At 38.5% G+C, this 22493-nt stretch carries 21 protein-coding genes; 7 read left to right on the forward strand and 14 right to left on the reverse strand.

Annotated elements, in window-relative coordinates; genetic code table 11:
* Window positions 1–43: 43 nt before the first annotated feature.
* The 11 genes from VRHSUH10_RS02780 to VRHSUH10_RS02830 form a co-directional block, all read right to left on the reverse strand.
* Window positions 44–709 carry a precorrin-8X methylmutase gene (locus tag VRHSUH10_RS02780; RefSeq protein ID WP_024045186.1) on the reverse strand — a complete coding sequence of 222 codons (666 nt, stop codon included), beginning with the start codon at window positions 707–709 and terminating at the stop codon, window positions 44–46.
* Window positions 696–1484, reverse strand: coding sequence for a precorrin-6A reductase (gene cobK / locus VRHSUH10_RS02785; RefSeq protein WP_105089356.1), 789 nt, complete (start codon window positions 1482–1484; stop codon window positions 696–698). Before cobK ends, VRHSUH10_RS02780 begins: the two co-directional genes overlap by 14 nt.
* A complete protein-coding gene (cobJ, locus tag VRHSUH10_RS02790; protein ID WP_004696265.1) occupies window positions 1481–2170 on the reverse strand; it encodes a precorrin-3B C(17)-methyltransferase in 690 nt (229 codons plus the stop codon). Before cobJ ends, cobK begins: the two co-directional genes overlap by 4 nt.
* Window positions 2171–2199: 29 nt before the next feature.
* Complete coding sequence (locus VRHSUH10_RS02795; RefSeq protein ID WP_199176263.1) at window positions 2200–3345, reverse strand: cobalt-precorrin 5A hydrolase; 1146 nt, start codon at window positions 3343–3345, stop codon at window positions 2200–2202.
* A gap of 4 nt (window positions 3346–3349) precedes the next feature.
* Complete coding sequence (gene cobM / locus VRHSUH10_RS02800) at window positions 3350–4111, reverse strand: precorrin-4 C(11)-methyltransferase (RefSeq protein WP_105089359.1); 762 nt, start codon at window positions 4109–4111, stop codon at window positions 3350–3352.
* A gap of 1 nt (window position 4112) precedes the next feature.
* Window positions 4113–4700, reverse strand: a complete 588-nt coding sequence (cbiT, locus tag VRHSUH10_RS02805) for a precorrin-6Y C5,15-methyltransferase (decarboxylating) subunit CbiT (RefSeq protein ID WP_005386191.1) — start codon at window positions 4698–4700, stop codon at window positions 4113–4115.
* Window positions 4697–5323, reverse strand: a complete 627-nt coding sequence (gene cbiE / locus VRHSUH10_RS02810; protein ID WP_105085837.1) for a precorrin-6y C5,15-methyltransferase (decarboxylating) subunit CbiE — start codon at window positions 5321–5323, stop codon at window positions 4697–4699. Before cbiE ends, cbiT begins: the two co-directional genes overlap by 4 nt.
* Window positions 5299–6417 (reverse strand): cobalt-precorrin-5B (C(1))-methyltransferase CbiD, encoded by a 1119-nt coding sequence (gene cbiD / locus VRHSUH10_RS02815; RefSeq protein WP_105089360.1) that lies wholly within the window; start codon window positions 6415–6417, stop codon window positions 5299–5301. Before cbiD ends, cbiE begins: the two co-directional genes overlap by 25 nt.
* Window positions 6418–6488: 71 nt before the next feature.
* Window positions 6489–6983, reverse strand: coding sequence for a YajQ family cyclic di-GMP-binding protein (locus VRHSUH10_RS02820; RefSeq protein WP_005386185.1), 495 nt, complete (start codon window positions 6981–6983; stop codon window positions 6489–6491).
* Window positions 6984–7297: 314 nt separating this feature from the next.
* Complete coding sequence (locus tag VRHSUH10_RS02825) at window positions 7298–8026, reverse strand: hypothetical protein (RefSeq protein WP_233187063.1); 729 nt, start codon at window positions 8024–8026, stop codon at window positions 7298–7300.
* Window positions 8027–8178: 152 nt separating this feature from the next.
* A complete protein-coding gene (locus VRHSUH10_RS02830) occupies window positions 8179–9783 on the reverse strand; it encodes a WG repeat-containing protein (protein ID WP_105089362.1) in 1605 nt (534 codons plus the stop codon).
* A 205-nt stretch (window positions 9784–9988) separates the two neighbouring features.
* On the opposite strand from VRHSUH10_RS02830, the gene VRHSUH10_RS02835 reads away from it, so the two are divergent.
* The 3 genes from VRHSUH10_RS02835 (at window position 9989) to VRHSUH10_RS02845 (ending at window position 13629) form a co-directional block, all read left to right on the forward strand.
* Window positions 9989–10888 carry an RluA family pseudouridine synthase gene (locus VRHSUH10_RS02835; RefSeq protein WP_105089547.1) on the forward strand — a complete coding sequence of 300 codons (900 nt, stop codon included), beginning with the start codon at window positions 9989–9991 and terminating at the stop codon, window positions 10886–10888.
* 251 nt (window positions 10889–11139) lie between these two features.
* Window positions 11140–12069, forward strand: coding sequence for a class II fructose-1,6-bisphosphate aldolase (fba, locus tag VRHSUH10_RS02840; RefSeq protein WP_105089363.1), 930 nt, complete (start codon window positions 11140–11142; stop codon window positions 12067–12069).
* A gap of 3 nt (window positions 12070–12072) precedes the next feature.
* Window positions 12073–13629, forward strand: coding sequence for a polysaccharide biosynthesis protein (locus tag VRHSUH10_RS02845; RefSeq protein ID WP_105089364.1), 1557 nt, complete (start codon window positions 12073–12075; stop codon window positions 13627–13629).
* A 79-nt stretch (window positions 13630–13708) separates the two neighbouring features.
* Here the strand turns inward: VRHSUH10_RS02845 and VRHSUH10_RS02850 are convergent, their stop codons facing one another.
* Together VRHSUH10_RS02850 and VRHSUH10_RS02855 are read right to left on the reverse strand one after the other, a co-directional pair.
* A complete protein-coding gene (locus VRHSUH10_RS02850; RefSeq protein WP_105089365.1) occupies window positions 13709–15094 on the reverse strand; it encodes a hypothetical protein in 1386 nt (461 codons plus the stop codon).
* 127 nt (window positions 15095–15221) lie between these two features.
* Window positions 15222–16259 carry an AEC family transporter gene (locus tag VRHSUH10_RS02855; protein WP_105089366.1) on the reverse strand — a complete coding sequence of 346 codons (1038 nt, stop codon included), beginning with the start codon at window positions 16257–16259 and terminating at the stop codon, window positions 15222–15224.
* Window positions 16260–16497: 238 nt separating this feature from the next.
* Here VRHSUH10_RS02855 and VRHSUH10_RS02860 point away from each other — a divergent pair, with 238 nt between their 5' ends.
* Together VRHSUH10_RS02860 and VRHSUH10_RS02865 are read left to right on the forward strand one after the other, a co-directional pair.
* Window positions 16498–17238 (forward strand): gamma-glutamyl-gamma-aminobutyrate hydrolase family protein, encoded by a 741-nt coding sequence (locus VRHSUH10_RS02860; RefSeq protein WP_105089367.1) that lies wholly within the window; start codon window positions 16498–16500, stop codon window positions 17236–17238.
* Window positions 17239–17253: 15 nt separating this feature from the next.
* Window positions 17254–18561 (forward strand): APC family permease, encoded by a 1308-nt coding sequence (locus VRHSUH10_RS02865; protein ID WP_105089368.1) that lies wholly within the window; start codon window positions 17254–17256, stop codon window positions 18559–18561.
* Window positions 18562–19042: 481 nt separating this feature from the next.
* Here the strand turns inward: VRHSUH10_RS02865 and VRHSUH10_RS02870 are convergent, their stop codons facing one another.
* Window positions 19043–19882, reverse strand: a complete 840-nt coding sequence (locus VRHSUH10_RS02870) for a hypothetical protein (RefSeq protein ID WP_105089369.1) — start codon at window positions 19880–19882, stop codon at window positions 19043–19045.
* A gap of 139 nt (window positions 19883–20021) precedes the next feature.
* On the opposite strand from VRHSUH10_RS02870, the gene VRHSUH10_RS02875 reads away from it, so the two are divergent.
* Window positions 20022–20681: an HAD family hydrolase gene (locus tag VRHSUH10_RS02875; RefSeq protein ID WP_105089370.1), complete on the forward strand. Its 660-nt coding sequence runs from the start codon at window positions 20022–20024 to the stop codon at window positions 20679–20681.
* A gap of 408 nt (window positions 20682–21089) precedes the next feature.
* Complete coding sequence (locus VRHSUH10_RS02880) at window positions 21090–22493, forward strand: hypothetical protein (RefSeq protein WP_105089371.1); 1404 nt, start codon at window positions 21090–21092, stop codon at window positions 22491–22493.

Raw genomic sequence — 22493 nt, forward strand, 5'->3', positions numbered from 1 at the left:
CCCGAATCGCAAAAAACTACTAACATACGATTCGGGTTTTGTATTATTTAGACTCTTTGCCTTCTACGAAGAGCATGTCATTGCGTTTTACATCTGTGTAAAGCAATGCATTACATACGGAAGCAGCGATTGGGCTACCACCTTTGTTACCTTTTACAGTGATGTAAGGAACTGGGGATACTTCCATCAAATAGTCTTTGGATTCTGCAGCGCCTACGAAGCCTACAGGGATACCAATGATAAGAGCAGGTTTAACGCCTTCTTCGAGGGCTAAACGCAATACTTCGTACAATGCTGTTGGAGCATTACCGATAGCAACGATTTGACCTTCTAATTGTTTGCCAAATGTACGCATAGCGGCGATAGAGCGAGTTACCCCCAACTCTTTAGCCATTTTAGCTACGTTTTCATCTTTAATTAAGCAGTGTACTTCGTTACCGCGAATTTTAAGAGCTGGTTTAGAGATACCTGTGCGAACCATTTCCACATCTGTATAAATATCTGCACCATTATCTAATGCTTCGATACCTTTTTGAACAGCATCAGGGCTCATTTTTACGAGTTGAGCATATTCAACGTCGCCAGAAGCATGTACAGTACGAGATACTACGCGTACTTCATCATCTGTTAAACCCAAATCTTTTACATAATCGTAAATGATTTCCATACTTTTATCTTCAATGGCTTTAGGATTTTTAACGTAATCCATTAGTGTCCTCCCATAATTTGAAAAATTCATCATTAGATGATACCACGTGGCTTTCAATCTTAACACGTGGACGATCGATAACAATAACATGGATGCCAAGATCCATAGCAGCTTGTAATTTTGTATCAGCACCACCTACAAGGCCAGAGTTTTTCATAACTACAACGCTCGCCTTCGTATCGTGGAACATGATGCGGTTCATATCGTAAGAAAATGGACCTTGCACAGCAACAATGCGTTTTGGACTCACATTGAGGTCTTCCATCATTTGTAACACCTCAGCAGTAGGCAAAATGCGGGTCCATACTTCGCAGTCTTGTAAAGCCTCAGACTTAGCAAAGATGTGCATTGTTTTACTACCTGTAGTCAAATACACATGGTTATTATTTTCCTTCGCTAATTTGCCTGCTAGATTGGCTGCTTCTACTTCATCTACTACGATATGTAATTTATCATAATCTGGCAATGGCACCTCTTTACGTTCGAAACGAACAAAAGGAATACCTTCAGCTTTTGCTGCATCTTGAGCCGTAGCCGTAACGATAGCAGCATACGGATGGCTTGCATCGATTAAAAGGCGTACATTATGCTCTTTAATCAATTTTTGCATCGCCTCTTGGTCAAGACGGCCCGTATGTACGGTAATACCTTTATGGGCAGCAAGCTCTGCACCATATTGACTTACAACCGTAACAAGCACATCTTCGCCAGTCCGTTTTTGGATTTCTACTGCTAAGGTGCGACCATCCAAAGTACCGGCAATGACCCAAATCATAATTTGTAGCCTCGAGGTGTAATCATGCGACCATTTTCAACATAGGTTTGGCTGTTACCGATGATAACAAGTGTTTGCATATCTACTTCTTCGTTTGTGAAGTTTTCAAGATCAGAGATTACCATATGTTGACCTGGACGACCTGCTTTTTGCACGATGCCAACAGGTGTTTTAGGATCGCGGTATTTAAGAACGATTTCGCGAACTTCATCTAAGTGTGTAACACGTTTTTTACTGCGTGGGTTGTACAAGGAAATAACCATGTCTCCTTGTGCACAAAGATCTGCACGTTTTTTGATAAGATCCCATGGAGTCATCAAGTCGCTCAAGGAAATAACTGCAAAGTCATGCATCAATGGTGCACCTAATACGGATGCTGCAACGTTTACAGCACTAAGACCAGGTACGATATCTACGGAAGGACGTTTTTCTGCTGGTACTTTATTAGCAAGTTCCAACACAAGACCTGCCATGCCGTATACGCCAGAATCACCAGAGGATACTACAACTACTTGATGGCCTTCTACGGCTAAATCAACTGCTTGTTGGCAACGATCTACTTCTTGCATCATTGCAGTACCTACAGTCTCTTTACCTTCGATAAGGTCTTTGATCAAGTCGAGGTATGTCAAATAACCTACCACGCGGTCAGCTGCTAAGATAGCTTCGCGCGCTTGAGGCGTCATAAACTCTTCATCGCCAGGGCCAATGCCGATTACTTTGATGTTACCTGTGCAATGGCTACCGTTGTTTTGGGATAAATTGTTTTGTGCTGTATTAATGTTCGGCTCTTGGCCGCTAGTAATGCTGTTGTCTCGCATACGTTTCCTACTCCTATAGTTCCTTTTACAAAATTAGATTCTTTTAATTCTTCTTGTTCAATGAGTGGTGCCATCTCGTCCTGTGTATAGAACACGATAGGCCACCCCATAATTTGCATAGCCTCTAAGAGGCCTACTTCATCTTGTTTAACGATGACCGATGCTGCCATTACAAGGCTCTTTGGTGAAAGCTTATGTGCTGCTAGCGACTGTTGTATTGCATCAAGAATCAATTCCTTTGGCGTGTCTCTACGACAGCCAATGCCCATCGTATAGGTACGAGGGCGCAAAATCAATTGATGACCATACTCAGTAATGACTTTATCAGTAATTACAACTCGAGATAATCCCTCTTCAGCGCTTTCATTTTTACATGGAATACGCTCAAGTTGATTCAAAGAAACAATATGAACCATACCATGCTCACCAACATGAGCTTTCGCTGCTTGTTCTAGTTGCTCTGCATTCGGTAAGCTTTCATCGATATAATAATCAACCTGTTCTCCCCCAACGATGGCAGAGTTCACATTGATTAAGGTTTGAAAATCATCGACCAATAGATGCTCGTGGTGCGCCAACACGTCAGGCGCTGGCAATCCGTTTACATCCGTTGCGGTTGTAATGACGGGGTCCGCATCGATGGCCAGCGAAATGGACTGCGTCCATTCGTTGGCGCCCCCAAGGTGCCCAGATAGCAAGCTAATCACATGGTGTCCTACTTCGTCCATTACAACTACAGCAGGATCCTTAGATTTATGCTCAATATATGGTGCAATCATGCGCACTACGATACCAAGTGCCATAATACATAACACTTGGTCGTAATCCTTAAAAATCTGTCCAATATAGTTTTTAAGAGAGTCAAAGTAAATAGCCTCTCTACCAGAAGGACGGTTTTCTTTTTCAAAGCAATCTGCATGAGGTGCCACCAAAGACTTGATGCGTTGACCTAGCTTTGCACCACGTTCAGACACAGAAAGAATAGCAGTTCTATTCTTCTTACCTCCCGTCATAGGCGCAACAGTTTCTAGTTCTTTCATCATACTAGTCCTTAGCACTGCGGTACATGTGAGCAAAGCCTTTGTCGTAAAGCTTAGATAATTCGTATTCACTATCTAATACATGGCTTACTACAATCATAGCTTGGCGCAATACGCCTTCTTTCGCTACGATTTCCGCAATGGTTTCCAATGTGCCACGGATAATGCGTTGGTCTGGCCAAGACGCTTTTACCACGATAGCCACTGGAGTCGTTTTGTCATAACCGCCCTCGATAAGTTCAGCTACAACCTTATCTAACATTTGAACGCTAAGGAAAATACACATAGTTGCTTCATGGGATGCTAACATGCGTAATTTTTCCTTTGGAGGCATTGGTGTACGGCCTTCCATACGCGTAATGATAACTGTTTGAGACACATTAGGTAGTGTATATTCTTGTTTCAAAGCCGCTGCTGTAGCAAGGAAAGAACTTACACCTGGAACGACTTCATAAGAAATACCCATGCCAGCCAGTGCATCCATTTGCTCTTGAATAGCACCGTAAATAGCAGGGTCACCTGTGTGAAGGCGAACTACACTTTTACCAGCCTCAACAGAAGCTTTCATAACAGCCAACACCTCATCAAGGTTCATAGTAGCACTGTTATGGATTTCACAGCTTGGTTTACAAGCCTCTAAAATGGCAGGGTTTACCAAGGAGCCAGCGTAGATAACAACGTCTGCCTCTTGCACTAAACGATACCCTTTGCGAGTAATTAACTCGGGATCCCCAGGGCCTGCGCCTACGATATGTACGTCAACCATATTACTCTCCTTCTGCGATACGCGTTGCAGATACAATGAAAATCGGACTCAATGGGTCTAACAAATGATATGGACCAGCCTTGCGGTAACGGCTGATGGACATTTGGTAACCTTCATAGGTGAAAGGACGACCTTTCAATTCTTTTAAGATGGTATAACCAGTTTCCATCGTTACTGCAGTTACAACTAAACGACCGCCAATTTTTAAAAGACGTTGTGCTTCATCCATGATGCCTGTCATACCACCAGCACTACCGCCGATAATAACCGCATCAAGGTCAGGCAATTCTTCCATGCCTTCAGGAGCTTTGGACTTAATCACTGTCATATTATTTACATTGAACTTCTTCATGTTTTCATTGATAAGGTCGATGCCTTTATCAAAGCGTTCAATCGCATATACATGCCCTTTAGGAGCTGCCAAGGCTGCTTCGATAGAAATCGAGCCCGTACCAGCACCTACATCAAGGACGATGCTATCCTCTTCGATGCGCGCCTCGTTCATAACAGCTTTGCGAATCTCGCATTTCGTCATCGGCACATCGCCGCGGATAAATTCCTCATCAGGAATTCCGAAAAAATGTCTCATCCTAGTACCACCATTACAGAATGACCAAAGCCTTCAAGCTCAGTTAACACCTCAAGCGTGGAATCTACGATTTTTTCATCATCATAGCTCAAGCGCTCAAGGGCTGCTGCTCTCGTTTCTTTTGGCCAGCCTGCATCTATTAAAATACGCGCAATATGCGCTGGATTATATTCAGGATCTGTTAAGAACCCCATTTTTTTACCTGCTTCATAAACGAGTTTCTCTGGTGCCGGTTGGCGACCGTGAAAGCTCATTAAATCCGCATCATGCCACACCTCATTGAGTCGAGCAAAGGCAAAGGTCATAGAACTAATGCCTGGCACAACCTCAATAGGATTAGCAGTAAATTTCTTTTTCAAATACGGTAACAAGCTATAATAGCCTGTATCACCGCTTACCATAACTACCACATCATGGTCGTTGAGCTCACGCTCAATTTGCTCAGCCAGTAAACTAAGCTTACCTGTTACAGGGTATGTAATTTGGCCAGGCTCTTGAAAGTCCTCTAGGGCCCGTTCGCTACCGACCAATATAGTGGCATGTTTAATTAAATTAAGGCCTCTAGGCACCACATAATCAGGATTACCTGGACCAATGCCTACGATATACAAGGTATGTGCCATTGTTCAAGCTCTCCTATCTCTTTTGCATGCTTATCCATTGCCAAAATCTCACCTTTTAAGGTGGTAATAATAATACCCACCTCTGCTTCGTTAGCAATATATCGCTCACTACGTAGAGAGGCACGATCTACAACGCGTTGGTATACACCATTCAGTCCTTCACGCTCTAAAATAGGGAACGTAGACTCTGTGGTTTGGCAATTAAATAACTCTTCACACACCGCTTTGGGTGCCCCTTCTAAGGCAGCATAAGCCACGATACTTTCCATGCGACCATCACTCATGCGATTGTGGGTGTGGAAACTACCACTAGCTAGTTTTATTAGCTTACCAATATGACCAATGATCAAGATACGTTTGAAGCCAACTTCAACGGCTTTTTCGAGCATAAAGCCAATAAAGTTACTAGTCTCTGCCATTTGGTTCTTATGAATACCCAGAACTTGCTCCGCAAGATCCTGACCAATACGGCCCGGCACGAGAACAGCGGTTTCACAGCCATTGGCCTTCATAACTTTCAACTGAGGCACCAAAGAGTTTTTGAAACCTTCTTCACTCATGGGCTTAACGATACCAGTGGTTCCAATAATAGAAATACCACCTTCGATACCTAGGGTATGATTTAATGTTTTCTTGGCTAAAACCATACCGTTTGGCACGCTCACCGTTACCGTTACACCTTGACCATGTACACAGTGCTCTTCAAAGACGATTTTCATCATCGCTCGAGGCCCTGGATTGATAGCCGGTTCTCCTGGGGGCATAGCAAGACCCGGTTTCGTTACCGTCCCTACACCAAAACCCGCTCGGAATCGTAGTTCACCAGTATCATCGAGTGTTACCGTTGTTTCCACATCATTGCCATGTGTTACATCCGGATCATCGCCACCGTCCTTCATAACGGTTACCTTAGCCTCAGTATCAGATAGTACTTCTACGGCTTTAATAGGCACCTCAATATACTGACCTTGAGGATTTTCAATGACCACTTGGTCCACAATGCTTTTATCTAAGAGGGCCAATAAACCAGCTTTCATACCTGCCGTAGCACATGAACCTGTGGTATAGCCACCCTTCATGTCCTCTACTTTCATAAGGCCTCCTATACCGATAGGGTTAGCGATCCTATGGAATCAAACTAACCCTATCTTATGGACATATGTTATTAAGAACGGAAGTTAACGAATTGCAATTCTACAGGGATATCCAATTGTTTTAACATTTGGATAACTGCTTGCAAATCATCTTTATCCTTACCAGATACACGCACTTGATCCTCTTGGATAGATGCTTGTACCTTAATTTTCATGTTTTTGATTGCTTTTACTACTTCTTTAGCATTTTCTTTAGTAATGCCTTTTTTAATAGTAATTACTTGGCGAACTGTGGCACCAGCTGCTGGTTCAACCTTGCCGTAGTCAAGATTTTTAATCGCTACATTACGTTTAATCATCTTGCCTTTTAATACATCGATAATGGCATTCAATTTATATTCATCATCACCGATGATTTTGATAGTGTCGCCTTCAAGACTAATTTCCGCTTTGGAGCCACGGAAATCATAACGGGTACCAATCTCTTTTTTTGCTTGGTTTACCGCATTATCTACTTCTTGCATATCCACTTCGGACACAACGTCAAAGGAACAATCTTTAGCCATTTTATACCTCCTACACCTGAACCCGTTGGGCATGGGGCTCATAGTATTACTTTCATCATCCTCATATTCCAAGTAAAAGTGTAAACGTACACCAAATCGGAATATATCTCTATAATTATACCTTATAACACGCTTATTTTCTAGGTAAATCGATTTTTTTGATTATAACTATTATTAATCATAGAAGGATTATTCAGACTATAAAGAAAAGTAAGTATTAGCTATTTCAAAAAACAAAATATCCGGTACCCAACAGATACAATCTATCGATACCGGATATTTAATCACTATAATATTTTCATATGAATCTTAATCTATCTTGTTGGCAACACAATATTTTGTCCAGATGGTTTACTTGGGTTCATAGCATTTGGAAGATCTTCTACTGTTGTATTTAAATCTGTATCAGCAGCTACCACAGCAACAAACTTTTGGCCTGGTTCATAGTAAATGTTTGTCCCCTTCATAAATAAGCCACCAACTAGGCTAACAGCAGCAGCCACAGCTACAGCACCATTATCAGAATGACCTTTACCTTTTACTTGGGCATCGAGAGGAACTGTAACTCCATTAACAGTTTTAATTTCATTTATGCTAAATTCTAATCTACCTTTGCGGCCAAACATACCGTTTTTTCTAGACTTTGTAATTGTTCCCAGTACTTCTTGATTTGCTGGAATTACTACAACATTATTTATAAGAAGATTTTCTAATGTTTTTAATCTAAAAGTATTCCCCTCTTTACTTCGTTTGGAACTAATTGGAGTAATTAATTCTAATTCAATCTTTGTATCCTTAGGAATATAAGCATGACCATTAATAATAGAACTTGTGCGTACAGTTGAAGATGAATCTTCATTTTTTAACAGTTGAATACGATTAACACCTGATGGCATCTCTGTTTTTACAACAGAGCTCTCCCCTGCGGCTTGTCCTGTAGTATTTTCCCCATGCGCAACTGTCGGCATTAAGCAACCCAAACCAATACAACCAACAACCAACAATTTTAAAAGTGCTTTAGAAGATTTCATATGTACCCCCAAAAACAAATAAAAACATATAACTATACATTATAGGCTCAGTATACCATATCATGAATTTTTAATGAACCAATTATTTTAGTTATAATTTTTGTTATGAGTTTGTAGCAAATAGCGCAATAGATTATACATAGAAAATTTTGACCAAATACGATTTATAGTACATTAACCGCATCATACATTGGTTGAACAACCCATTCACCGTTGGAGTTCATTACACCCCATTTTCCATTCGACTTCACTGCGCCATAACCATGTCTAAACGGTACAGTTTTACTAATCAACTTATTCTTATCATGGAATAAAACTTTACCACTCTCATCAATTAATTGATAATCGTTAGACCCTTTATGAACCCAAGTATAGGCCCCACCAAATGCGTCTATTGTCATATCCTTAGTTGTTGTAAATACAGTATTACCGGATTGCATATCAATTAAGTATTTACTTTCACCTTTTGTAGCTACCATCCGAGTAGCACTTACAAAATTAATTGAATCATATACAAATGGATTAACTTGTTTTCCTGTTTCTAAATTAAAAATACCAGCTTTTCCATTATCTTTATTGATGAGTACTAACAAAGCATTAATGGTATCCATTTCCCCTGCATCATAATTACCAGGTTGAATAATATACTCACCATTACGATTCATAAATCCTAATTTACCTTGATTTTTAACAAGTGTACCATAAGCTGTCATTGGCCATACGGCATCATTCTTGCTGTCAATGATGATATTGCCACTGCGGTCCAAATAACCACGTTTTACACCATCATAAACTGGGTTCCAAGCATCACCATAATAAATCCCACCTTGACTGCTTAAACCTATGCCTACGGCCATGCTTAAAAATCCACCTAAATTAAACTTACTAATATGACGTCGATATTCGGCCAATCCATTCTTAAATTCATCAATATCGTCTGTAGGAGCTTCAAAAATTGGATTGCCGCTACCATCAATAGCTATAGTTTTACCTTTAGCGCTTTTTACAAAGGCACGATCTTCACTAAATTTTGTATACACTTCCTTAAATTGTGGCTCAATCACCGTTTTATTAGAAGCATCTACAAATCCCCATTTATTTTTTACAGAAACGGCTGTATAAGAATCACTTGGATAGGAAATAGAGTTTATTTTAACATCGCCATTGGATAAATTTTTTACCATTTCGCGACGTGCCAAAATATCTTTATCATGCTCACCATAGGTGTCAACACCACTAGAAATCACAGAACCATCAATGTTAATATGTTCTAATGTTTTTTTAGTATATGCATAATATGTACCATCAGCAGATAATGATGGATCGATATCTAAATATTGTGGTTCAAGCAAAACTTTACCGTCTGTACCGACTACGCCCCATTTCCCTTTTTGTTTTACTGTAGCTAATTGGCCCAACTTAATAAAGTTATCATTGTCTATTACAGCTTGAATTGATTTAAGAGCTGCTGGAGGCTGATGTTGAGCAGAAAGGATAGGTACAGCAACATAGTCACCTACACGTCCAGTACCAACAGATACGGATATACCACTAGATTTAGCTGTAGATTTTTCCATATTTGAACCTGAGGTAGAGGATGTTGCTATTGTATGTTGCTCACGGCTTACACGTGTACTAGTAGATGTTTTTGTATCTTGATTTGTCACAGTTTTACTACTAGTGGATGTTGTTGTAGTTGCTGCGAAAGCACTTGTAGACATAGCCGCCAACACACAAGCGACTAATAAGGATTTCTTATTCAGTTTCATAAACCTCTCCTTTTACAAAGCAAACCATATACTCATCAATATATGGCGTTAAGAATTTGAACTGCCAAAGCATTCAAATAAATAAAATGCCAATACATAAAAAATATATAAAAAACATTAATAAAAATTATACTATATGGTCTCTATAAAGACAATAAATTATGAAAAATTCTTCATCCATTATTTATTTGATATAATACTATGTATGAAAACAGCAACTATTATCGACTTGATTGTGGATTCAAACGTACATACCCAATCTATGAATCATATTATAAAACAACAACATATTTCTCAGCGTATGCGGCGGCGATTACGAAATGACGGTATTATAACAGTCAATGACGAACCAGCCTCTTGGAATACCCTTGTCCACGGTGGAGACCATCTCATTATGAAGTTAACCCCTGAACAAGAGTTTAGTTTAAGCCCTATGGACCTCGATATCGTATACGAAGATGAATATATTTTAGTCATCAATAAAGAGGCAGGTATTCTGATGCATCCCACCTCAACGGTACGAGATCATACCTTAGCAAACGGCGTTCTACATTACTACCAACAGACAAATCAACATTATGATTTTCATCCTGTTCATCGATTAGATAAAGACACCTCTGGAATTGTTATCATTGCTAAAACCTCTGTAGTACAACATGCTTTCGATAAAAAGCATACTCATTTCCACAAAAACTACGACGCTATTGTAGAAGGTCAATTACCCACTAATCACATAAGCGTACAGTGGCCTATAGGACGTAAGCCAGGTAGTATTATCGAGCGTTGCTGCACGAATGAAGGTAAACCTGCTCATACAGATATAACTGTCATTGAGAGCAATACCATTGTAAAGAATAAGATTGAGCAGTATTTTACCCATGTGCAATGTTTATTACATACAGGTCGAACACATCAAATTCGGGTTCACCTATCTCAACTAGGATATCCACTTGCTGGCGATGACCTGTATGGTGGGCATTTAGACTATATTCAACGTCAAGCACTCCATGCATCGCGCGTTAGCTTTTACCATCCCATTACGGATGAATGGCTAGAATTACTGGCATCTATACCATCGGATATGAGCGCATTGCTCACCAATTAATCTGATGTATTACTAGTAAATAAATACTAATATGCAAAGATTAGCCCACATGGGTCGTAAAGTAAGACGAAATTTATGCATAAGTTATACAAAAAATATTGGCCCTTTATAGTGTTTCTTGATATACTTAACTTGAATTGATATATGATTGCAATACACTAGTATTTCATCTAGCTCATATGCGCTAGAAAGACTAGCAGTCACAGTATTAATAACATGATATGACAGGCCCTATGGCCAAGGAGGACAACATGCCATTAGTTACTACTACAGAAATGTTCAAAAAAGCCTATGAAGGCGGCTATGCTGTTGGCGCTTTCAATGTAAACAACATGGAAATCGTACAAGGTATCGTAGATGCAGCCAAAGAGGAACAATCCCCTCTTATCTTGCAAGTATCTGCAGGCGCTCGTAAATATGCTAAACATATTTACCTTGTAAAACTCGTAGAAGCAGCTCTTGAAGACAGCAATTTACCAATCGCTCTTCACCTTGATCACGGCGATTCCTTCGAAATCTGTAAAGACTGTGTAGATGGTGGTTTCACATCCGTTATGATCGACGCATCTCACCATGATTTCGATGAAAACGTAAAAATCACTAAACAAGTTGTTGAATATGCTCACGCTCATGGCGTTGTAGTAGAAGCAGAACTAGGCCGTTTGGCTGGCGTTGAAGATGATGTAAACGTATCTGATAAAGATGCTCGATTCACAGATCCAGAACAAGCTGCTGAATTCGTACATCTTACAGGCGTAGACTCCTTAGCAATTGCTATTGGTACTAGCCACGGTGCTTACAAATTCAAAGGCGATCCTTACCTCGACTTCGATCGTTTGAAAAAAGTTGGCGAATTGTTGCCTAACTTCCCAATCGTATTGCATGGCGCATCCTCCGTATTGCCTGAATTCGTAGCAAAATGTAACGAATTTGGTGGCAACATTCCTGGTGCTCAAGGCGTACCTGAAGAAATGCTTCGCAAAGCAGCTCAAATGGCAGTTTGCAAAATCAACATCGATACAGACCTTCGTCTTGCTATGACTGCATCTGTACGTGAATACTTGGCTCAAAATCCATCCGAATTTGACCCTCGTAAATACTTAGGACCTGCTCGTGATGCTATTAAAGGCATGGTAGCTCACAAAATTAAAAATGTATTGGGTTCTTCCAACAAACTATAATCAATGGCTAGTGGATTTTTAAAAGGAACCTTAATTTTAACCATTGCCGGTTTCGTAGTGAAAGCCATCGGTAGTATTAACTGGATTCTTCTATCTCGCATCTTGGGTGGTGAAGGCATCGGTATCTACCAGATGGCCTTTCCTATCTATTTGTTACTATTACAAATTTCGAGCGCAGGTGTGCCGATTGCCATCTCTATTTTGACGGCAGAACGATTAGCCTTACACGACTTTGGTGGTGCTAAGAGAGTATTCAATATATCTTTTACAATGTTAACCATTACAGGCTTTATCGCCAGCCTCGCCATGTACTTTGGTGCAGATTGGTTGATCTCTAGTGGTCTCATTGCTGAAAGCCGTGCCTACTACTCTATCATCGCGCTCGCTCCGGCAGTATTCTTTGTAACGTGGATTTCCTGCTTCCGCGGGTATATCCAAGGCTATGAAATGATGACGCCAACGGCGGTCAGCCAAATCGTAGAACAACTATTGCGTGTTATCGTCATGCTCGGTGCTGCAGCTATCTTGTTACCTTATGGTTTACCAGCTGCTGCAGGTGGTGCTAGCTTAGGTGCTGGCGTAGGTGCCTTTGGTGCCTTCCTAGTGCTCTTGTACTATTACTACAAATTGCCTAAGGCTAGTAGCACTGGTGAAAGCTACGATGGTCCTCGTGAATCAGCTAAAGAAATTTTGTCACGACTCTTAACATTGTCCATTCCAATTTCTTTGGCAAGTATCATGTTGCCATTAACAGCCAACCTCGATTTGCTCATCGTACCACGTCGACTCTTAGATGCTGGTTTCCCGATGAACGAGGTAACAGAACTGTTCGGTTACCTTACAGGTATGGCGGTACCGCTCATCAACTTGGCTACCATCATTACAGCAGCCCTTGCAACAAGCATCGTACCGGCTATCTCTCATGCCTTTGCCAAACGCGATCATGAAGGTATTTATGACCGTACTGCAGGTTCTATGAGATTAACATTCATGGCTACTGTACCATTTACAGTGCTATTGTATGTACTTGCTGCGCCAACAGTTACCTTGATTTATAATGCTCCTAAGGCAGAATTAGCTACGCAAATCACTGCGTTCTCTATCTTCTTCCTCGGTGTACACCAAGTAACAACCGGTATCTTACAAGGTCTCAACAAACCGCGTATTCCTGTAATTAATATGGGCATTGCTCTAGTTATCAAGGTCATCCTTAACTGGACATTAACAGCTATCCCATGGCTTGGTATCGGTGGTGCTGCGTGGGCAACCGTTGCTGATATTGGCTTTGCAGCGTTACTTAACTTGATTTACATCAAAAAATACACAGGCTACTTCCTCGATATTTCCCTACTTTGGAAAAACGTGGTCAGTGCCGGTGTTATGGGTATACTCATCTTTATGAGTTACCACTATTTAACAGATGTCTTACCAATGTGGGCTAACTTCATACTCACTGGTATCGAAGGCTTATTGCTCTACGTTATTATCATGGTTCTTCTAAAAGGACTTAATAAAAACGACGGTGCAAGCATGCCACTCATCGGTAGATTCTTTAGATAAGCATAACAAAAGAGGTTTAACACTCAAGTGTTAAACCTCTTTTTGACGCTACTCACTTTACGCTATCTTTTTTATTGTATTACTTCTTATCATTATGTGCTTTTTTATCTTTTACAATATCTCTAAGAGTAGGACTTGTTTGTAGTACGTCTAACATTATAGGCGAAATACCTATACCCACAAAAGCCTTATCATTCCACTCTTTGCTATGTTTAGCACCTACATATTGAACCACATCTCGCAATTTATAATTACTTACATGAACATCATGAGGTTTATATAAATAATAGGTATATAGATACTGATTATCATATAACACCATTCCTAAAAGAGTTCCTTTATCCTTGGTAACTTCAAAGTATAATCCTGGAACGCCATTATTCCAAACTGTGGCATACTGTAATCGTTTATGACCTTGTAAACCTTGTTTTTTAACAACAGACCGTAAGTAGCTATATAAAATATTTTGTTTTTCAACACTAGCACCTTTTATAAATGGTTGCTTACCAAGTACAGCTTTAATACGTCCAGACATATAAATATCATATTCAGCTGGGCCTATAACCTCATGTTCCTTGAATTTACTATTTTTTAATACCCTAAATGTATAAGGTCCTAAATGAACTGGATCAGTATATGCTAACACATCACTAGCTGGCTTAATAGAAGGTAAAACAAAATTAGCCAAAGGTCCCATTGTATCTGAGATGGAACGTTGAGTATCATCTTTAATATAATTTTTTATAATATCTTTATTAAGGGATTGACCAATATGATAAGAAAGATTAGGTGTTTTCGGTAATGTAAAATTGATTGTCCCCACAACCAAATGATCATCAAAGCCGATTACATCCCATGTTGCTTTTTCAAGTCCAGGATAAGTAAATACATCGCCATCTACAAATCGAACCGAATCTTTTCTCTTTTCTAATCTCTCATTCAAGGTATTCTGTAAAAGAGATTTATTTAAATTAGCATATTCTATATTTGTATCTTCCCATTTAGAGCCTTTAGGCTGTTGTCTTGTTTCATATCTAAAATCAGATACGGCACTAATAGTTCCTCCAACACTCTTAATAGTAGCCTTATCCATATGTTTAGGATCAATAGACCAACCTACTATACTTTCTTTCGAGCCTGTAAATTTAATATCCGCCCCATTATCTGTAATAATATATACAGTCCTAGAATGATGGATTGCTCTAGTCAATTCTTGTACAAAATAAATATCATCATCTAATTTTTTATTATCATAATTTGGCTCATGTTGTGCCCATTTTTTAACCTCAGACTCTTGGTAGTCATCAACCTTCTTAGCGAATTCTCCTTGAATCCGATATTCTTGGTAAGCTTCTTTCGCAATATCTGGGCGAGCTCCAGGAATGTTAACATCAATGGCCTGAGATATTCCTATAGCCCCCATAAAGCCAATACAACTCAACAATAACAAACGTCTTAACTTCATATCTCTCTCCTTAAATACATATGTTTATTTATAATTTTAACACTTATTTTATATTTCATCAATTTTACTTGTATAGAAAAAAATATAGGCAAAGAAAAAGGTCTGACTATACAGTCAGACCTTTTGTTTATGCTGTTATTCCTATCATCGTAAGTATTTCCATAATAATTGGTATAACTACGGCAAAGAGTATGGTACTAATCATAACGAGCCCTGTAGCAAATGGTAAATCAGCTTTTGATTCATTAGCCACAATTGGCAAGACGGCAATAACAGGTCCTGCTGATTGTGCTACAAAGGTTATGATAGCAATAGGTTCTAGAACTATGCCTGCACCATATTGTAGTGCCATAATGACACAGAACATAATAATTGGAGAGATAACAAATCGCCCTACGATACCACCAATAGAATCCTTATTGAGGCTCATACTCTTAAGTCCCGCATCATGAAGTACAATACCAATATAAATCAGGGATAATGGTGTTACCATATCACCTAAGTAATTCAATGTAGTATGCAAAATTGGTGCTAAAGGAATTTCAAAGAATAAGAATATCAATGCTACAAAGAAGCCTAGTAATGGTGGAGGTAATAACTTCTTCAAATCAAATTTAAACTGTTTCCGCTTTGTTTCTGTAGCTAATTTGCTATTACTTATACCATCAGCTTTGTTATTATTAAAACCTAATTCGGCATTGGGCAGTGGATCTAGTTCTATAAGGAATACCCCTACCATCCATACTGAAATCGTGTTACCGATATAATATAACAAGAAATATGGTAGTGCATCTTGACCAAAGAGTGCAATTTGCACTGGCAATCCAATGAACAAGCAGTTATCATTAACGACCATATTGATAAAAATGCCACGCCTACCTCGAGGTACTTTTAGTACTTTCATCATGATGAAAGCAACGATATAGGTAATTACATAGGTTAATGTAACAGCTAGCATCCCATATCGTAAATTCCATAAATCCGATGTATGTAGATGATGTAATACAGATATGAAAACACCGGCTGGTAAGGCAACAGACATGATAAATCTAGATAGATTACCACTAAATATAGGGTGAAACATTCCTCGCCCTTTTAATATATATCCCAACGATATAAGCAGTACAATTGGTATAATGCTCTGTAAGGATGTAAGAAAGACCATAGTAAACCTCCCGTACAGTTTATTCGTAATCTATCATACCATGTTTTTACCAAAACAGATACGAATATAATTATCCCTATAAAACTAATATGAATTTCAGAAAATGTAACAATGTTAACATATTTTAGAATGTATAAGTTTTATAATTAATTACAATAATAGTATTATTTATTCACGAATATTTGATATACTTAAACTATACTAATTGTACAAATTTTTACACATAAGAGGTGATATTATGACAAAACCATTCATTGGTGTATCAGGCAATATCTTACGAGATACTAGTGGTGCTTACGTAGATTTATTACGTTCCTACGTAAATCAAGACTATCCACGTTCTATTGAAGAAGCTGGTGGCATTCCAGTAATTATTCCATTCACTAAAAATCTTGACGTGGCTCGCGAAACAGTAGCAAAACTAGATGCCCTATTATTATCTGGTGGCCATGATGTATCTCCACTAAATTACGGTGAAGAACCATTACAAGGTCTAGGTGACGTATTTCCCGAACGAGATCAATTTGATTTTGCGTTACTGAAAGCAGCAGAAGAAAAACAAATCCCTATTTTTTGTATCTGCCGAGGCATCCAAATCTTAAACGTATATCGCGGTGGCACTTTATACCAAGATTTAAAGTATGACGAAAACTGTACGATTAAACATTCACAAAACCAAACCCCATCTCTTGGAACTCATACAGTAGACATTGAGTTTGAGTCCAAATTGGCTAGTGCTATCGGCCGTTCTACATGGATTACAAATTCTCACCATCATCAAACAGTAAAACACGTTGGTAAAGGATTACAAGTGGTAGCTAGAGCTAAGGATGGTACTGTAGAGGCTTTAGAGGACGCCTCCTATCCTTGGTTAGTAGCCTGCCAATTCCATCCGGAAATGATGTCTGAAAACGATGAAAATGCAAAACGTTTATTTGCTTCTTTTGTAAAAGCAGCTCGAGATAATAAAACTAAATAGTAGGAAGGTTTTAATATGAAAGAAACAGGAAAATTTGGCTTTTGGAGTATTGTACTCCTAGGCATCAATGGTATTGTAGGGACCGGTATTTTCCTACTACCAAACAAAGCGTATTCTATAATTGGTTCAGCTAGTTTAGGCGTCCTTTTATTTGACGCCGTTATTGCAGGCTGTATCGCCCTTTGCTTTGCAGAGGCAGCTAGCCTATTTACACGTAATGGTGGCCCTTATCTATATGCAAAACACGCATTAGGTGACTTTTGGGCCTTTGAAGTAGGCGTTTTAAAATGGATTGTAACCGTTATTGCCTGGGCGGCCATGGCCGTTGGCTTTGCTACCGCACTAGGTGCTGCCGTACCAGCGTTAAGTGGTGATTTTGCAAAGGATGTCATTTCATTTATCTTGATTGTAGGTCTTACCATTGTAAACATCTTTGGTGTTAACGTATCTAAATTCGTTAATAACTTAATTACCATTTCTAAGCTGGTCCCTCTTGCTCTATTCATTGCGATTGGTATCTTCTTCATTAATGGAGCTAACTTTACACCAGTCTTCCCTCAAGACGTATATGTAGATGGATCATTTGCTCAAGCCGCGGTTCTTCTATTCTTTGCCTATACAGGGTTTGAAGTTATTGCCATTGCTGCAGAGGATATGAAAAATCCTAAGAAGAATTTACCACGTGCTATTATCATGTGTATGCTTCTCGTATCCGTTCTATACATGGCAATCCTTGCCGTATCCATTGGTGTACTTGGTACAGATCTAGCGAATACTAAAGCTCCAGTACAAGATGCATTCAATGTAATCGTTGGTCCTGTTGGCATGTATATCGTATTAGTAGGTACCCTAATCTCTATGGGCGGTATCAACTTTGCTGAAGCTTACTATGCACCTCGTGTAGCTACATCCATGGCCGAAGATGGCATGCTACCAAGTGCTTTGGCAAAACGCAATCGTTACAATGCACCATATGTAGCAGCGATCGTTACTGCCATTGCTAGTGTATTACTCGCATGGTCTGGTTCCTTTACAACTCTAGCAGCTATCAGCGCAGTATCTCGTTTTACACAATACCTACCAACATGTTTGGCTGTTATTATCTTCCGTCGTAAATGGGCAGACAAAGCTCGATCCTACACAATCCCTGGAGGCTATTTAATCCCAGTCATCGCTATCGGCACATCCCTATGGATGCTCGCCCAAGCCCAAACCAACCAATTACTATGGGGTCTAGGCGGCTGTATCATAATCTTGCCGTTCTACTACTCCTACTGGAAAAAGAAAAAAGCTGGACTCATTAAAGACAATGATGAAATGTAGAAAAGCTTTTGTTTCTCTTACATATATCTATTTTAGAGATACTACCAGTTAAAAGTAATTTTAATTACCTTGACTACATTCATTTTGTAGATACTACCAGTTAAAAATATTTATTTTTAACACAAAAACTACCAGTTAAACACATTGTACTGAAACTAGATCGTTAATAACAGATGACCTATTCTGTACATTGTAAAATTAACTGGTAGTTTTTTATATTTCTATACCATATATAGTTAGGCTAAATATAATACTTTTAACTGGTAGTATCTCGCTAACCATATATTTTTAGGCTAAATATAATATTTTTAACTGGTAGTATCTCATTAACCATATGTAGTTAGACTAAACATAATTCTTTTAACTGGTAGTATCTCATTAATCATATGTAGTTAGACTAAACATAATACTTTTAACTGGTAGTATCTCGCTAACCATATATATTTAGACTAAGTATAGTACATTTTACTGATAGAGTTAATTAAAATAAATCTTCTTCAAGAGTTGTTGTTTTGCTTAGTTCTTCTTCAATATAGCCAACTTCATCAGTGGCTTCATCTTCGTCACGTGTGTCAATATAGATACTAATAAGCGCTAGTCCGCCTTCTTCATTGAGGGTTGCAATGGCACTCATAGGACCATAGGTTAAAATAAGGCCATCTTCTTCATCGCGAATGATATGAGGCACCGCATCAAAGTGTTGGTTCATGAGCTGATCAAAGTAATCTTCTACATCAAGGCCACTTTCAAGGGTGATGGATTCAGCATCGCCTTTTTGGAATACAACACGTGTGTCTTCATCGATGTACTGATAAAAATCATCCACATCGACATTCGCTGTTTCAAGCCACATGCTGAGGGCTGTAATCCAATCTTTCACAGTAGTTGGTGCAGAAATAAAAGCATACTCACTTTCATCATCGCCAAAACGAAGATCATCATACTCAATACTATAGTTTTCCTGGCTAGATACAATGCGGTCTACAAGGCCTTCATCATTTACATCTACAAAAATCATGTACACATAGTTATCGCCGCTTTCATAAGAAACAGTCAAACCATGACGGCCCTCATGGAATAGCGCATCCTCCTCATACACATCGGTAATATGCATCACCTTGCACGTAACAGGCACATTATCAGCCTTAATAGACTCAGTCATAGAGGATAAAAACTCAATACTTTCATTACGATTGCGGCCAATAATACCACGCCCTATGGACATGTACTCGCAATCCTCGGCTAGAATATTTTCAATGCCGTGAATATCTGCGGATTCGAGAATAGATTTTATCAATAAAAGAGCTTGTATTTCAGTCATACTACGCCTCCTATACGCTGTAATTAATACTGCTATTATTGTAACACAATTATAGTAACAAATACGGCTATTCTCTTGATTTTCTCCATATTTATCATATACTTATAAAGTACATATTGATTTAACATCGGAGGTCCCCATGAAATATACAACCATCGTTTTTGATTGTGACGGCACATTGCTTGATACTGCAACAGATTTAGCTAACGCAGTAAATCATGTATTACGTACACATAACTTCCCTGAAAAATCTCTAACAGAAGTAAAAGCCGCTCTTGGTAATGCAGTAACATACTTAATGCGTCAATGTTTACCAAGTTCTGTAGCAGATCATGAATTAGAACCATACATTGAGGAGTTCAAAACCTACTACGGAGAACATCTAAAAGATACTACAGCACCGTATCCTGGCATCTTAGCTATGCTTGATGCATTGCGTGAAAAAGGCTATAAATTAGCTATCGTATCTAACAAAATCCAAGAAGGTGTAACGCCACTTAATAAAGAGTACTTTGGCGATCGCTTACCTGTTGCTATTGGTGAAAGACCTGGCTTACGACGTAAACCAGCACCAGACATGGTACTCCAAGCCTTAAAAGAACTAGGCTCTACACCAGAAGAGTCTATTTATGTAGGTGACTCTGAAGTTGACGTAGCAACTGCAGAAAACTCTGGACTACTATGTATCGGTGTTACCTGGGGCTTTAGAGAAGAATCTCTCCACCAAGAATTAGGCGTAACACACATTGCTCGTAAAGCAGAAGATATTCTAAGCATTGTGGAAAACTTAAATAAATAAGGTACAAAGTTATAATCATTAATCTATAACAAATTCATATAAATTAAACGATTTACATCTTAAAACCGCTCAAAAATGGGAATTAAAATATTAGATCCATCATTTTTCGCGGTTTTTCTTTTATTTTTTCTAATTTATTTCAATTTTTACATTATATTTTTTACGCATAGATAATATTTTCAATCTATCGCCTTAAAAATGTGATATATATTACATTTATGAGGCAGTGCTTTCACATGGACACGCCGTCAATTCAATAGTTAGTGTATTGAACTTAAGGCCTATAAATAGGTCCAGTCTTAGCTAATCTTATAGAGATTGGCAGTAAGATTTCCATCAATTGAATCATTAGTATGATATAATATTATTTCGTATACTAAGTTATGTATTTGAAAGGAGGAAAATATAATGCAACAATCATGGAAAATTGCATTTGCCTACATAGGTGTTATTGTAGGTGCAGGACTCTCGAGTGGACAAGATCTTCTACAATATTTTATAAGTTTTGGCCAAATAGGTCTTATTGGTGTTCTATTACTAGGTCTATTAAATGCCGCATTTGGTAAAATCATGCTTTCTTTGGGGAGCTACTATCGTGCAGACAATCATGAAGAAGTTTTTACACAGATTTCCCATCCTATTATTACAAGAATACTTGATTTTGTACTAATCGCTGGTAGCTTTATTATGGGATTTGTTATGATTGCTGGCGCAGGCTCAAACTTAGAACAACAATTTGGATTTCCTTTTTGGATTGGTGGATTAATTTGCTCACTTTTAATCATAACCGTATCATTTATGAACTTTGACAAAATAACCAATGTTTTAGGTGTTTTTACTCCTATCATGATTGTTATGATATTCATCATTACAGGCTACTCTTTTATTGGTAAAAGTCATGATTGGACTACATTAGAGGCTATAGCTCACACAATCAAACCAGCCACAAGCAATGTATGGTTTTCTGTCATTAATTATTATTCTCTATGTGCTATGACAGCTGTTTCTATGGCCTTTATTTTAGGTGGTTCTGTTGTTCGTATTGGTATTGCAGAAAAAGGTGGCACTCGTGGTGGCCTATTAGTCGGATTAGTTGTTTTTATAGCTGCTATCTCTATTTTTGCAAATCTAGATACAGTAAAAGATGCAGATTTGCCGATTCTTGCTATTGCCAATCAAATTCATCCTTGGCTAGCATATATATATGCAATCACAGTCTTTTCACTTATTTTTAATACAGCATTCTCTCTTTTTTATTCTATTGCTAGACGTTTTGCCAACGGCAGTACAAAAAGAATGAGAATTGTTATTATTTCTGTAGTAATCATAGGATATATATGTAGTTTCTTTGGTTTTAAAGATTTGATTAGTATCCTCTACCCAATTCTCGGTTATATGGGACTATTACTCCTAATTATTCTTATTTATGGCTGGCTCCGTGATCGTAAAGATATCATTATGGAAAAACTCTTCCGAAGAAAGATGCTCCATTTATCATTAAAAAAACATAGTCCTCACAAAAATCTTTCAGAAAAAGAACGCGAACTATTCCATACATTAGGTGATATTAGTCAAGCAGATACAAAATCTCTTAAAGAAGATATTCATAATGAAGCAAAAGAAATACTTTCAAATACGGAAACAGTTCAAGAGCTAAAAGACTATGTAGAAGAGCATCTCTCAATAGACGAAGAAGTTATACATCAAAATATCAATATTCTACAAGAACAACAGGAAGAATCAAAATCAACTGAATCTTCTAAAGATAGACCTATCAAAAAGTCCAATATAAATAACAATGAAGTAAAATGA

Origin of the sequence: Veillonella sp. T11011-6 (genome assembly GCF_002959755.1) — a bacterium.
Classification (GTDB): domain Bacteria; phylum Bacillota; class Negativicutes; order Veillonellales; family Veillonellaceae; genus Veillonella.

Bases quoted from the DNA above. Each gene is read 5' to 3' on its own strand.
- VRHSUH10_RS02875 (WP_105089370.1), top strand. From the start codon at position 20,022: ATGAAATATACAACCATCGTTTTTGATTGTGACGGCACATTGCTTGAT.
- cobM (WP_105089359.1), bottom strand. From the start codon at position 4,111: ATGGTTGACGTACATATCGTAGGCGCAGGCCCTGGGGATCCCGAGTTA.
- VRHSUH10_RS02860 (WP_105089367.1), top strand. From the start codon at position 16,498: ATGACAAAACCATTCATTGGTGTATCAGGCAATATCTTACGAGATACT.
- VRHSUH10_RS02865 (WP_105089368.1), top strand. From the start codon at position 17,254: ATGAAAGAAACAGGAAAATTTGGCTTTTGGAGTATTGTACTCCTAGGC.
- VRHSUH10_RS02880 (WP_105089371.1), top strand. From the start codon at position 21,090: ATGCAACAATCATGGAAAATTGCATTTGCCTACATAGGTGTTATTGTA.
- cbiD (WP_105089360.1), bottom strand. From the start codon at position 6,417: ATGAAAGTAGAGGACATGAAGGGTGGCTATACCACAGGTTCATGTGCT.
- VRHSUH10_RS02855 (WP_105089366.1), bottom strand. From the start codon at position 16,259: ATGGTCTTTCTTACATCCTTACAGAGCATTATACCAATTGTACTGCTT.
- VRHSUH10_RS02870 (WP_105089369.1), bottom strand. From the start codon at position 19,882: ATGACTGAAATACAAGCTCTTTTATTGATAAAATCTATTCTCGAATCC.
- cbiT (WP_005386191.1), bottom strand. From the start codon at position 4,700: ATGAGACATTTTTTCGGAATTCCTGATGAGGAATTTATCCGCGGCGAT.
- cobJ (WP_004696265.1), bottom strand. From the start codon at position 2,170: ATGACGCCTCAAGCGCGCGAAGCTATCTTAGCAGCTGACCGCGTGGTA.
- VRHSUH10_RS02830 (WP_105089362.1), bottom strand. From the start codon at position 9,783: ATGAAACTGAATAAGAAATCCTTATTAGTCGCTTGTGTGTTGGCGGCT.
- VRHSUH10_RS02845 (WP_105089364.1), top strand. From the start codon at position 12,073: ATGGCTAGTGGATTTTTAAAAGGAACCTTAATTTTAACCATTGCCGGT.
- fba (WP_105089363.1), top strand. From the start codon at position 11,140: ATGCCATTAGTTACTACTACAGAAATGTTCAAAAAAGCCTATGAAGGC.
- cobK (WP_105089356.1), bottom strand. From the start codon at position 1,484: ATGATTTGGGTCATTGCCGGTACTTTGGATGGTCGCACCTTAGCAGTA.
- VRHSUH10_RS02780 (WP_024045186.1), bottom strand. From the start codon at position 709: ATGGATTACGTTAAAAATCCTAAAGCCATTGAAGATAAAAGTATGGAA.
- VRHSUH10_RS02835 (WP_105089547.1), top strand. From the start codon at position 9,989: ATGAAAACAGCAACTATTATCGACTTGATTGTGGATTCAAACGTACAT.
- VRHSUH10_RS02850 (WP_105089365.1), bottom strand. From the start codon at position 15,094: ATGAAGTTAAGACGTTTGTTATTGTTGAGTTGTATTGGCTTTATGGGG.
- VRHSUH10_RS02795 (WP_199176263.1), bottom strand. From the start codon at position 3,345: ATGAAAGAACTAGAAACTGTTGCGCCTATGACGGGAGGTAAGAAGAAT.
- VRHSUH10_RS02820 (WP_005386185.1), bottom strand. From the start codon at position 6,983: ATGGCTAAAGATTGTTCCTTTGACGTTGTGTCCGAAGTGGATATGCAA.
- cbiE (WP_105085837.1), bottom strand. From the start codon at position 5,323: ATGGCACATACCTTGTATATCGTAGGCATTGGTCCAGGTAATCCTGAT.